Source organism: Microbulbifer maximicatervae (SeqCode) (genome assembly GCF_052467305.1).
On record NZ_CP174306.1, the window covers coordinates 4,185,057 to 4,198,732 of the forward strand.

At 47.5% G+C, this 13,676-nt stretch carries 8 protein-coding genes; 6 read left to right on the top strand and 2 right to left on the bottom strand.

All coding sequences use genetic code 11. The features are described 5' to 3' along the window. The first annotated feature begins 113 nt into the window (after positions 1–113). Positions 114–437 (top strand): hypothetical protein, encoded by a 324-nt coding sequence (locus ACJJI4_RS18255; RefSeq protein WP_444926049.1) that lies wholly within the window; start codon positions 114–116, stop codon positions 435–437. After that, positions 395–841: a L,D-transpeptidase family protein gene (locus ACJJI4_RS18260; protein ID WP_238152069.1), complete on the top strand. Its 447-nt coding sequence runs from the start codon at positions 395–397 to the stop codon at positions 839–841. Before ACJJI4_RS18255 ends, ACJJI4_RS18260 begins: the two co-directional genes overlap by 43 nt. Before the next feature lie 67 nt (positions 842–908). Here ACJJI4_RS18260 and ACJJI4_RS18265 read toward each other — a convergent pair whose 3' ends face one another. Both ACJJI4_RS18265 and ACJJI4_RS18270 read right to left on the bottom strand, forming a co-directional pair. Then, positions 909–2,312, bottom strand: a complete 1,404-nt coding sequence (locus tag ACJJI4_RS18265; RefSeq protein WP_444926050.1) for an alanine/glycine:cation symporter family protein — start codon at positions 2,310–2,312, stop codon at positions 909–911. A gap of 177 nt (positions 2,313–2,489) precedes the next feature. Continuing rightward, positions 2,490–4,007, bottom strand: a complete 1,518-nt coding sequence (locus ACJJI4_RS18270; RefSeq protein ID WP_444926051.1) for an MFS transporter — start codon at positions 4,005–4,007, stop codon at positions 2,490–2,492. A 186-nt stretch (positions 4,008–4,193) separates the two neighbouring features. Here ACJJI4_RS18270 and ACJJI4_RS18275 point away from each other — a divergent pair, with 186 nt between their 5' ends. From ACJJI4_RS18275 to ACJJI4_RS18290, 4 genes are all read left to right on the top strand, one after another. Then, entirely contained in the window at positions 4,194–6,635 is a 2,442-nt protein-coding gene (locus ACJJI4_RS18275; RefSeq protein WP_444926052.1) for a glycoside hydrolase family 31 protein, read from the top strand. A gap of 51 nt (positions 6,636–6,686) precedes the next feature. After that, the gene (locus ACJJI4_RS18280; protein ID WP_444926053.1) at positions 6,687–8,600 is read left to right on the top strand and encodes an alpha-amylase family glycosyl hydrolase; all 1,914 of its coding nucleotides are present in this window, start codon (positions 6,687–6,689) and stop codon (positions 8,598–8,600) included. A 215-nt stretch (positions 8,601–8,815) separates the two neighbouring features. Next, entirely contained in the window at positions 8,816–9,454 is a 639-nt protein-coding gene (locus tag ACJJI4_RS18285) for a hypothetical protein (protein ID WP_444926054.1), read from the top strand. Between the two features lie 467 nt (positions 9,455–9,921). Further along, complete coding sequence (locus tag ACJJI4_RS18290; protein WP_444926055.1) at positions 9,922–13,035, top strand: PQQ-binding-like beta-propeller repeat protein; 3,114 nt, start codon at positions 9,922–9,924, stop codon at positions 13,033–13,035. The last annotated feature ends 641 nt before the right edge of the window (positions 13,036–13,676 follow it).

Genomic DNA, 13,676 nt, shown 5'->3' on the forward strand with positions numbered 1-13,676 from the left:
GCTGCAAAATCATCAATCCATTTCCACGAAACAGAAGGGATCTCTACGCAAAAAATCATCATTCGCCGCTGCCGTAGTGATTGTGGGATCAGCAATTCTTGCCCCACTAACCTATGCCGTGGATTATTCCAATTCCCGCTATAACTCGCGATACAGCGCTCAACATGGACATGGAAACTACGGAGCACACTCCAGGTATAGCAGGGACTACCGAGCAAATTCACGGCATAGCAGGAATTACAGATCGCACTCAAGGCACAACCGGGACTACAGAGCACACCCCCGATACAACAGAAATTACAGGACGCATTCCCGATACAACAGGAATTATCGGGCTCACTCCAGATACGGAACACATTCCAGATACGCGGCGAATCCACGGCATAGCCGCCATATGTGGTTTAAATCCAATATTCAGGGAACACCGCGTATTGTGATCGACCTCAGTGACCAAATGGCATACTTCTATAAGGGCGGACGCCTGGCCGGTATGTCTCCGGTATCTACCGGTAAACCCGGACACCGCACACCGACCGGTAACTTCCGTATTTCACAGAAGAAATACAGCCACCGATCAAATCTGTACGGTCACTACATCAGCCCACGGGGCTATGTAATGCGCAGCAATGTGGATGTGCGCCGCCACCGCAAACCTGCGGGTTCTCGATTCCGCGGGGCATCTATGGATTACATGATGCGTATCAATGGCCCCGTTACCATGCATGCTGGCCATGTCCCGGGATATCCCGCCTCTCATGGCTGTATTCGTATCCCCTGGCATATGGCTAAGATTTTTTATGCCCACGCCAAGGTTGGTACCAAGGTGTCCGTGGTGCCTTGAATTGGAAGTAACAGGTAAATTTTTACCAACCATAAAAAAGGCGGACTATTTAGTCCGCCTTTTTTAATTAGGAAGCCTCGGCCTCTTTTCTCTTTGTTAAATCCATACGGGTAAAATAATCGTGAGCCGCTCGATTAACATGCCTCGCCAGCAATAAAGTAGACACCATTGTTGGAATCGCCATTACTGCATACATCCCGATGATGATGCTGTTTACGGCACTTAAAGAAGCCACCGCACCCAATGTAATTAGCACCATGTAGAGTCCGGTATAAAGACCCTGCCAGCGGCAGCCGAAAAGAAAAACATAGCACTTCATGCCGTAATACCAGCAGGTAACAATAGTGCTGAAAGCCAGCGGAAGGACCATTAGCAGTAGCAAAATTGGGCCGAACTGCCCAAACACCTGAGAAAATGCCTGTGCAGTCAGGGTAACGCCGGCAATATCCCCTTCCTGCTGCCAAGCGCCAGTTAGTAGTATCACCAGGGCAGTGCAAGTGCAGATAACCAGTGTATCTACAATAGGGCCCAGCATGGCAACCACGCCTTCTCGAACGGGCTCACGGGTTTTCGCTGCACCATGGGCCAAAGACTCCGTGCCTATACCCGCCTCATTGGAAAATGCGCCCCGGCTTACCCCTACTGTGATTACCGAACCCAGAGTACCTCCAGCAATAGCTTGACCGCTGAAAGCATCCGAGAAGATCAGCGCAAATGCTGCCGGTACCTGCTCCCAGAAGCTGGCAATCACCACAAGGGTCATGCCCAGATAAAACAGCACCATGCCCGGCACTACTCTTGCGGAGAATTTACCGATACGCTGGATACGACCGGCAATAACGTAGGCCGATGCAACAGCAATTAATAAGCCAATAACAAAATCAAAAGTGACTGAACCTCCGGGTGCTACCCAACCCAAGGGCTCAGCAAAAGACTCGCGCAATAGCTGCGTGGTTTGATTGGACTGAAACACCGGCAACATACCGCAGAGTCCCGCCACGGCAAACAGTACCGCGAGCGGCATCCAGCGTCGGCCCAACCCCTCGCGAATAACATACATGGGGCCTCCTTGCAGTTCCCCGGAGGCATCGCGACCGCGAAACATCACCGCCAGCGTCGCTGTATAGAACTTGGTAGCCACCCCCACCAGGGCGGTTACCCACATCCAGAAAATCGCCCCAGGTCCACCAATCGTAATTGCGATGGCAACCCCGGAAATATTGCCCAACCCTAGGGTTCCCGACAGCGCTGTGGATAGCGCTTGGCTGTGATTCACTTGGCCAGGGTCATTGGGATCATCATATCGACCACTTAAAAGCCCAATACTGTGCCCAAGATGGCGATAGGGACGGCCACGAGAATAGATTAATAGCGCGAGGCCTCCACCAACGAGTAGCACTAATAAGGGGGGACCCCAGACAAAACTGGCAAAAGCCTCTAATGCCTGATCAATTGCAGGGAATATCGACATAATTTAATTCATTTCCGGTGAGATCCGCCCAGTCTAGGTACGCTCACACCAGACTGTCAAAATGTCGCCATAAAACTCTGCAGCCCCATAAATGCGAAAAATTTGGGAAAACCTGGAATCCAGGCAATAAAAAAGCCCCAAATAGGGGCTTTTATAACGATCTTTTACAACTTTTTATCAAGCTGTAGTAGTTGCCTTTAATGCGGGCTCGGGTTCTGAACTCTCCCTCACCAGCGCCACCGATATAGCGCCAAGCAACATACACACCCCCGCCAAAACAATGATGTAAATTGCCTGGTTTTCGAAAACTGTTTTCAATATCAAGCCAGCTACCAGGGCAGAAACAATCTGTGGTGCGGCGATAGTGAAATTAAAAATCCCCATATAAACACCGGTCTTATCCGCCGGCAGCGAGTCGGAGAGGATCGCATAGGGCATCGCCAGAATAGCGGCCCAGGCAATGCCCACACCCACCATCGGTAGCAATAATCCCAGGGCGCCGCTGGGTACGGAAACTTCAGTGATCAACAGATTCACCTGTGTGGGATCACCCCCCTGGAAGAACAGGAAGCTGATGTATCCCAAACCGCCCAGTGCCAGCGATAGGGAGTAAGTGAGCTTACGCCCCAGTACCTGAGACAAACGGGCCAGGACAATAGAGAAGATCGCTGCAAACAGGGAGTAAGCAGCAAAAATAATTCCTACCCAGTCACCGGCAGCACCCTTAGCGGCAGCGATATGTGCGGGAATTTCTTTGGCGCTTTCCAGATAGGCGGGATCAAACCACTTGGCTTCCACTCCCCAAACGTGCTGAGTGATCGCAGGCGTGGTGTAAACCCACATAATAAACAGGGCAAACCAGGAGAAGAATTGCACCAGGGCCAGCTGGCGCATAGTGCGCGGCATTTTAATTAGCAGTTGGAAAAAACCGATCAAGCGCTTTGCCAGTGGGGCTTTTTGCTGTCGTTCCCGCTCCAGTTGCGCGGAGTCGAGACCTTTATAGGCATTGTACTGCTCTGGCGGATACTCCTTGGTACGCAGCACAGTCCATAACACACTACCCAGAAGCACTGTGGCGCCGATATAGAAAGCCCATATAACGGAGGGCGCCACCTCTCCCGCACGGGCAGTATTTTCCAGACCGATCACATTAGTCAAGATGAATGGCAACATGGAGCCGAAGATGGCGCCAATGTTAATCAGCAAAGACTGTATCGAGTACCCCAGGGTGCGCTGCTCTGATGGCACCATGTCGGACACCAGGGCGCGGAAAGGCTGCATGGTCACGTTAAAGGCCGCGTCCATCAGGGCCAACATAACGCCGCCGAAAATAATTGGGGCCACTATCGCCACCACAATCCCGGCATTGGGCATAAACGCCATCCCCAGGGCTGCGGCGATGGCACCAAAAAGGATAAAGGGGTTGCGGCGACCGAAGCGACTCCAGGTTCGATCCGAGGCCGAACCCACGATCGGCTGTACGATCAGTCCCATGAGCGGCGCTACTATCCAGAACAGGGATAGAGAATGAAGGTCCGCCCCCAGATCAGACAAGATTCTACTGGCATTGGCATTTTGCAGAGAAAAGCCAAATTGCACCCCGAGAAAACCGAGACTGACATTCCACACCTGCCAAAAGGGCAAGCGCGGTTGCTGGGCTTGCGGCGCAACGGCGCTGCTTGCTGATTGGGTCATAGAGGTCACCGCATCACTAGTTATGCTTATTCTGCCATTCTCACACGCACTCCCGGAGCATCCATCCTCCCCCATAGGGGAGGATGCGGGCCAGATCCTTCGCTTTAGGATAAACTCAGGCCCATGCGTATACGCCGGGCCAACACGAAACTGTGAATCCTAATCAAGCAACTGAAGTCCCGCGCGATGATCCTAAAACTCCCACTCCTGCGCCTGGTGTGTCTCGCAGCTACACTCTGCCTGAGCGCTCAATCCCTGGCCGCTGAACAGCGCAACTACCGCGATCACACCATGAGCGAAGACTCACTAACTGTACAGACGAGTGAGGGCGAGGTCACCCTCACCCCGGTTGGTCCGTCAGCGCTATCGGTGCACTATCGCCGCGAAGGCCTGAAGCAGTTGCCCTCATTTGCGTTGGCCACCAATTCTGCTGGCCGATCCGAGGCGACGCTGGAGCAACAAGGGGACAAGCTCGTTTACCGCACTGGCTCGCTTACTGCAGTCATCCACAAGTCTCCCTTCCGAATCGAGTACTTGCGCGGTAGCGAACAAATCCTGAGTGAAGAGAGTGGTTTCTTTGCCACCGAGACGATGCGCGGATTCCGTTTTGCACTGTCGCCAGAGGAAAAACTGCTGGGTGGCGGAGAGCGGGTTATGGGGATGGACCGCCGCGGTCAACGCCTGCCCCTATATAACCGTGCCCATTACGGATACACCACCGAATCCAACCAGATGTATTTTTCCCTGCCAGCAGTACTGTCCAGCAACAAATACATTCTGCTGTTCGACAACTCTGCCACCGGCACCCTGGATCTGGGCGCAAACGAAGAAGATATCCTGCAATTTGAAGCTGTAGCTGGGCGCACCGCTTACATCGTGGTAGCCGGTGAGACTTATCCACAGTTGCTGGAAAATTATGTATCCACCACCGGCAAACAGCCCCTGCCACCCCGTTGGGCCCTGGGTAACTTCGCCTCGCGCTTTGGCTATCACAGCGAAGCTGAAGTCCGCGCAACCGTGGATAAGTTTGCCGAAGAAGATTTTCCCCTGGACGCCCTGGTGTTGGACCTCTACTGGTTTGGCCCAGATATAAAAGGTCATATGGGCAATCTTGCCTGGGACAAGGAAGCCTTTCCCGAACCAGAAAAGATGATGGCCGACCTTAAAAAACGCGGCATCAATACCATCCTGGTGACCGAGCCTTTTGTCCTCTCCACCTCCGAGCGCTGGCAGGAAGCCGTGGCGAATAATGCCTTGGCCAAAAACCTGGCCGGAGAGCCCAAGCGTTTTGATTTCTACTTCGGCAATACCGGCCTGATCGATGTCTTCTCCGAAGATGGCCGCGACTGGTTCTGGAATATTTACGACGGGTTATTGGAACAGGGCGTAGCCGGCTGGTGGGGCGACCTGGGTGAACCGGAAGTTCATCCCTCCGATACCGTTCACGCAATCGGTATGGCCGATGAAATCCACAACGCCTTCGGCCACGCCTGGGCGCAATTACTGCACGAACGCCAAACGGCAAAGCACCCTGAGCGCCGCCCCTTTATTATGATGCGCGCCGGTTTTGCCGGCTCCCAGCGCTACGGAATGATCCCCTGGACCGGCGACGTCGCTCGGGAATGGGGTGGCTTACAGCCCCAGGTGGAATTGGCTCTGAGTATGGGCTTGCTGGGCTTTGGCTACACCCATTCAGACCTGGGAGGCTTTGCCGGCGGCGAGAAATTTGACCGCGAACTCTACATCCGCTGGTTACAGTACGGCGTATTCCAACCGGTTTATCGCCCGCACGCCCAGGAGCATATTGCTTCCGAACCGGTTTTCCACGATCGTCGCACCCGCGATATCCTGCGCGAGTATGTAAAACTACGCTATCGCCTGCTGCCCTACAACTACACCCTCGCCTTCGAAAACAGCCAGACCGGCATGCCGCTGATGCGCCCGCTGTTTTTCGAAAACGAAAGTGACCTATCTCTCCTGGACTACAAGGATGCCTACCTTTGGGGGCAGGACTTCCTCGTTGCCCCGGTCGTGGAAGAAGATGTGGATGAGGTCGCGGTAAAACTGCCCGGCGGCACCTGGTTCGATTACTGGACTGATGAACAATATTCTGGCGATCAGGCCCTGGTAGAAGTGAACCTGAAAACGATTCCTGTACTGGTGCGGGCCGGCGCCATTATTCCCACCATTGACGATGTCCACAGCAGTCGTGATTACTCCAGTAAAAACCTGACCTTGGACTACTACGCGCACCCATCAGCAGTAAAGTCCGAGCGCTATGTTTATGAAGATGATGGCGTTACCGCGCAGGCTTTTGAAAAAGGCAAATACGAGAAGCTGCATTTCTCAGCTGAAAACAAACAGCAGGGTTTAACCTTCGCCTTTAAGCGTGAAGGAGACGGTTATACCGGTATGCCGGAATCCCGCAAGGTCAATTTAAAGATCCACAACTGGCAACAAGTGCCTGCGCAGCTTGATGTTACCGGCGAATCCCTGCCTATTTTCGACAGTGAAAAAGACTTTGCTCAGGCACCCCGTGGGGCCTGGTACAACAAGCGCAAGCAGCAACTGCTGATTAAATTTGACTGGCACAAAGAACCGCTGGATTTAGTGCTCAAAAATCAATAACTCAGCAAACCGCTGTTCACTGACAAAAAAATTTAAAGTCATCAGGAAACAATGAAGAAGTTACATTCCCTGTTTATTGCCAAACTCCTTTCGGCTTCCCTACTGGGCGCTGCTCTATTCGGCACTGCCGGCTGCAGCCAGGAGAGCAGCCCGGAAGAAATACAGCCCGCTGAAAAAGTTGCGGAGAAAAAAGCCGTTATCTACCAAGTGCTACCGCGCTTATTTGGCAACACTAACAGTACCAACAAACCCTGGGGCACACTCGAAGAGAATGGTGTGGGCAAGTTCTCCGACTTTACCCCAAAAGCACTGAATGAAATCCACGCGCTGGGCGCCACCCATATCTGGTACACCGGCGCCCTGCACCACGCGCTCGTTGGCGACTATACGGAATACGGTATCAGTAACGATGATCCAGATGTGGTCAAAGGCCGCGCCGGCTCTCCCTATGCCATCAAGGATTACTACAGCGTAAACCCAGACCTGGCCAATAACCCAGCAGAGCGATTACAGGAATTCCGCGCACTGGTGGAACGCAGCCACGCGGCCGGCCTGAAAGTAATTATCGATATAGTGCCCAACCATGTAGCCCGCGCCTATCATTCTCTCGATAAACCCCAAGGCGTGCAGGATTTTGGAGCTGGCGACAACACCCAGGTCACCTACGCCCGCAACAACAATTTCTACTATGTGGTGGGCGAAGATTTCCGCGTGCCCCTTGCAGAAGACAGTTATCAGCCACTCAATGGCGAAGCCAATGATCTTGTCGATGGGCAGTTTGTAGAGAGTCCAGCTAAATGGACCGGTAATGGCGCGCGCAGTGCACAACCTGCCATGCACGACTGGTATGAAACCGTCAAAATTAATTTTGGCGTTCGCCCCGATGACAGCAAGAATTTTTCTGAGCTACCCCAGGAATATGCCGAGCGCGACTACCGGGCCCACGCCCAGTTTTGGGCAGACAAGAAAGTCCCGGACACCTGGGAAAAATTCCGCGATATCGCCCACTACTGGCTGGACTTTGGCGTGGACGGATTCCGCTATGATATGGCCGGTATGGTGCCGGTAGAATTCTGGAGCTACCTGAATTCCTCCATCAAAATACGCAACCCCAACACACTGTTACTTGCCGAAATCTATACTCCGGAACGCTATCGGGACTATCTGCACCTGGGCAAAATGGATTATCTCTACGATAAAGTCGGCACTTACGACGCTATTCGTGCGGTCATGGAGAACAAGGGCGGTGCAGATAAAATCGCAGAGGTGCAGGCAAGCCTGGTAGATATCTCCTCTCATATGTTGCGCTTTATGGAGAACCACGACGAGCAGCGTATTGCCAGCCCACAATTTTCTGGCAACCCAGAGGCAGGCAAACCTGCAATGCTGGTATCTGCCGCGCTCTCTCCAGCCCCTACTTTGGTTTACTTTGGCCAGGAGTTAGGAGAGCCCGCCAACAAAGATGCCGGCTTCGGTAAAGCCAGCCGCACCACCATTTTCGACTACTGGTCAGTACCCAGTGTGCGCCGCTGGAACAATGAGGGCGCTTTTGACACTGCACTGCTGACAAAAGAAGAAAAAGAGCTGCGCAGCTTCTACCAGCGCCTGCTTAATTTCTCCAAACAGAGCCCGGCCTTACTTGGCGATTACCTGGACTTGCACAGCTACAACCGCAAGCAAAACTCTGGCTATGGTGAAAAACAATTTTCCTTTGCCCGCTGGAGCGAACATGAAAAATTGTTGGTAATCGCCAACTTCGATAACAGGGCAGTGGAGTTTAATTTTCAGTTGCCTACAGCACTTCTAGAGGCCTGGAAACTACAACCGGGCAGCTACCTGGCTGAAAGCCAGATATCCAATAAGGTGGCAAACCTTATCTTGGAAAAAGACCAAGCCTCCACAAAGATCCAGTTGGCACCCTACGAAAGCCATATCTTTGCAATATCCGCTGTTCCCCAGAAATAGCCACTCAGCCCTGGAGGGGACTACTCCCCTCCAAGAACGCTTAAGCACAGCAATTTATACCCACCTTATCCCCTTTCTCACAACATATTCCCGACAATCCCTAACCATACTCATCAGGTAACTCGCTTGACATAAACACTACTCCATGTATATTGCTCACAATTATATTGTGCACAATTTAAATAAAAGCCGAAATTGATATGCAAGGGGACATTATGAACCGACAACATAGCCGCTATTTTTCACCACTAAATCTATTTTTAACCGCACTTTTAGTATCAGTAGCACTTCCTACAATGACTGAAACTGACAAGGCCGAACAGAGCGAAGCACCTATCCAGGTGACAGACGAGACTTTTAACTGCATCCGAGATATGACCAAGGTGCGGGGGTTTTATGTGGATAATTTACTGGGAGATCTGGATGGGACTCTAAAGGTCGCAAACTCCAGCACTGGAGGTGTTTATCCTCCAGGATCAGTGGTCCAGTTAGTCCCCGGGGAAGTGATGGTCAAACACCAAAAAGGCTTTAACCCCGCCACTAAAGATTGGGAGTTTTTTGAACTGGATGTTTCTGAAGAAGGTAGCAAAATCCGTAAGCGAGGTTTTGTTGATGTAGTTAACCGTTTTGGAGGTAACTGCTTTGCCTGCCATATCCAGGCCAAACCGCAATGGGATTTAATTTGCGAGACCGGACACGGCTGTGAACCCATACCACTGACAAAAGAAATACTGGCCTTGTTGCAAAAAACCGATCCTCGTTGTGAATCGAACCCAAAGTTAAATCAAGAAGAGATTGCAAAATTGCAGGCGCTACAACAAGCTCTGCTGGCTAAGGATAAAGTGAGCAAGTAATTTATCCATAAAATTCATTTAGTAAAACTTAAAATTTAAACAAGAAAAGAGTAAGCAACCTAAGGTCACAACTTGCTTATTCAATATTATTGAAAAATAATTCAAACCATTAACGTGAATTAGAAAGAACTCTTACCAACAAAGCTACCCAACCAACTGGTTAGTAGCTTTTTAAAAATTATACACTTAAAGACCATACTATTAATCCTATCGGCCAATATCCCTCCGTAGATTTAAACGACACAGCCTTATCAGAATACTCACAAAGCGATCGTACCAACATTTACAAATAAGTAAAAATTATTAAAAAATGTGATAAACCCCGCAAATACCTAGTTGCCTTCCATATGATTTATATTTTTACCTATCCATAATAGAGAGAATTAACACCAAAAAAATTGGTACCCATTTACCACCTATTAATAGGTGAAAAAATCTAAAATTGGCACCTACATATGGAGAGTGATGTGTCTATTTCTTACTATAAGAGTATAGTGAATAACCTTTGCATTATACTAATTTCATTGATACTAGTTGCCTGCGGAGGCGGGGGCTCCTCCAGCGATGACTCAAGCACCGAAACTCCTTCTAGTGGCGATCCAGGTCAAGGGGGCACTAACAATAATACTCTCCCAGTTATTAATAATTTATCCATCACACCAGACCAAGCCTATAATGACAGCACTTTATCTGTTCTACTGGATGTCTCAGACGAAGACGGAGATCTGCTAGAAGTTACATATACCTGGAAAAACAATGATCAAGTGATCAATGAAGTAACAGAACCTTATCTAGCCCCATCCTATTTTAATCATGGCGATTCAATCAGTGTAGAAGTAGCCATCACAGACGGTGAAGACTCTGTATCACAAAGCACATCTATTACAATTCAAAATAGAGCCCCCATTATTGAGAGCCTAAGCTTTCTAAACTTACCTATATTTACCACTACCGATATCGAAGCCACTATCGATATTTCAAACGTAGATAATGACCCCCTAACAATTGAGTATCATTGGACTGTAAATCAAGAGTTAGTTTCCGATGTCATAACTAATATTTTGCCCTCCAATCATTTTTTGAAAGGAGATGAAGTGGCTGTAAAAGCAGTCGTTTCAGATGGAGATTTAACCGTTGAGGTAACGACTAGCACTCATATCCAGGATACACTACCAGTAATGTCTGTCATTAACATGCCAGACACTGTTCAGCATGGTGAACCTGTAGGATTCCAGGTAGTAGTAGAAGATCCAGATAACGATCCCTATCACCTAGAGTTTCTAGCCCGCCCAAATGGTATGAAGATTGATGAAGATGATAATATCAGTTGGACACCGACTGGACCAATGTTCGAAAAAGAGATGGATATCCAATGGGAGCTTTCACTGTTACAAGAGGACTACTCACATAGCGAAGGTAGGATGATAAAAGTTTTGGATGAAGAGCGAAAAGTGCCTTTATCAAATGGATATATTGAAACTACGTTTGACTCTCCAGATTTAGCTGTTGGAGACATTGATGGAGACGGAATCAAGGAGATTGTGGCTACCAATGGTCGACGTAGATTATTTGCACTAGGCTCTGACGGTGATGAATATGCTATTAAGTGGGAGCACCCCTATGCATTAGTTGAGGGCGAAGGCCCCACCTATCATGATTACAACGATTTATATTACTCCTGCCTAACCCTCATAGATCTCAACGATGATGGAAGGGAAGAGATCCTAGCAGGATTGCAAGGACACGCTATATGGTCGCATGATACGACAGGTATATTTTTATTCGATGATAACTTAAGACCCAAAAGAGTAGCTACTCTCACAGGCAACGAAGTTCAACAAATTTATGTGACAGATCTAGATAACGACCAGACTCTAGAAATTATTGCCCTTGTTGATTTATACAATTCTTTTCGAGGGGAAGAGCCAGATGACTTTAAAGATCAAATGCAACTGGTTATCTTAAGTACTGATGACTACTCAGTGGAATGGCAATCCGAAATTCTTCAATTAGGTGCAACATTTACTGTCGGAAATCTCGATAGCGATAGTGAACTAGAGATTGTACTTGGCGGAGGTTACGTATTTGACTATATCAATGGTAGTTATACTTTAAGCTGGCATTATGAAGAAGGATTTACATCAAATAATGATAGTGCAAGTCTTGATATCGCAGATATCGACATGGATGGAATCGGTGAAATCATCGGCACTCATCCAACTTCCAAAGTTTTGACTTTTTACAATGCAAACACTCAAGAAATTAAACTTGAGAATGAAATTAAACATAGTAATTTTGTAACTTTTCTTTCTCCTGAGGACGCAACACCAAGAATCCTCGTAAGAGAGACCTCTCCTATAAAGCTACAACTCTACTCATTTGACATAGACTCACAAAAATTGATCCCTAAGTGGATTTCATCACCTTCGGTCTTTAGTGAGAATATGAGAGTAGGCAATCTGGATGATGATCCAGAACTGGAATTTTACTTTACCAATAGAAACGACGTTATAATTTACTCAAACTCTTCAGATGATGGTGAGCTAGAAATAGAGTGGCAACCTAAACAACATACAACAAATTTGAAAGACACACTTGTTGATGTGAAATCTACACTTACAAACACTTCCAACTTGTACGCCTTAGGTCTAGCAACAATTTCCTCGGGCAACTCGCATTTAATGGCCTTTAATCCTGTTACGAATAGCTTTTCTTTTAGCCCCACAATACCGGGGATTACAAATGAGACAACAGCTGCTGTTTTATTAGACCTTCAAAAAGATAACACTAATGAAATTGCTTTTGTAACCGGAAAAACCCCAGGCCTTTACGATATTTTTTCAGAGTCTATTATTTGGTCTGGCAACCCTATAAATGAAGAAATAGTTTCCCTCACCACTGGCCAACTCGGCAATGATAGAAAAACCAGCATGATTGCAACTACTAAAGATAATGGCATATATGCTTATGACATTGATAACTACGAATTACTCTGGAGCCATAATACTGGTGGCGGTGTCGATATAAAACTAATTGACACAAAAAACACAGAACAATTCAATGTAGTCGCGGCTGACAATGAAAACATCAGGCTGCTAACCAGCGATGATAATTACCAATCATTTTCAACAAAGTTCAACATTTTCAATGATATCCCTGAAGGTCAAGAAACACCCATTTATGAATTCTCAAAGAATTCCCAAATAAACATAGCTGATTTAGATGGAGATTCTGTGGATGAAATTATTGTTTTAATAAAAAGAGTTTACAAGTCATGGCTTATGGTGCTAGACGGCAACCTAAAGTTCGAGAATCTAATTTATCTAGGAGAGCATGATGTTCGCTCTTTTGTAGTGCAAACTTACGGCACCCAACATCGAAATATACTATTCAGTTCTGAAAATGATGGCCGGCGCTATATTATAGAAATTGATCCATGGACCGGAAAAGTAATTTCGACCTCACCTGAGCTAGGCCCCAGAATGGTTCATGATAGTTTACGCTTTATCGACAGCAACAATGATGGACAATATGAATTAGGCTGGTTGACGGAAGAAGGATCGGTAACTATAACGCGGTAGAATGCAATTGCTAAACTAATAAAATTCTATACATTTCAAAAGCCAAGCAGATCATAATTCAGGTCTGCTTGATTTCAGAACGAGCTACATAATTAATAGATGGTTGAATCATTTACCCACACTTTGCAATTCATGCTTATAGAAGCGCAGATATCAAGCCCTAGTTTAAGTCAGCGTCGGTGTCCTTATCACAATAGTTTAATCTCAGTCATAACCCACTTCAGATTTAAACTTATACTGATATTAACCGCTAACCTCAATCCATCAATCCTTAGTGCTGCCGTCACAAACTCAAGAATATCATTCCGCCAACTATACTTCCGGGCAGCTTCAATATTTATAGAATTACACATCTAAATGAGACAGCTAATAATAAATAAGACTGATGAATTTAACGATTTAGAAAAGCACAGAACAATTATTAAAAAGCAACACTTAGGTAAAAATCAGTCACTTAACTTATCCAGATTACGCTCAGATTAGTTTAATTCACTACGCAAATATATAAGGCAAACGTACCAATAAACATCACCCAAAATTAAACTCATTAATAAAGTGTGATAAGTCCCACAATTATCCAATCAACACGCATATAAATTAAATTGTTATCTGTTCATAATGTGTACTTCCAAGCCCATCAG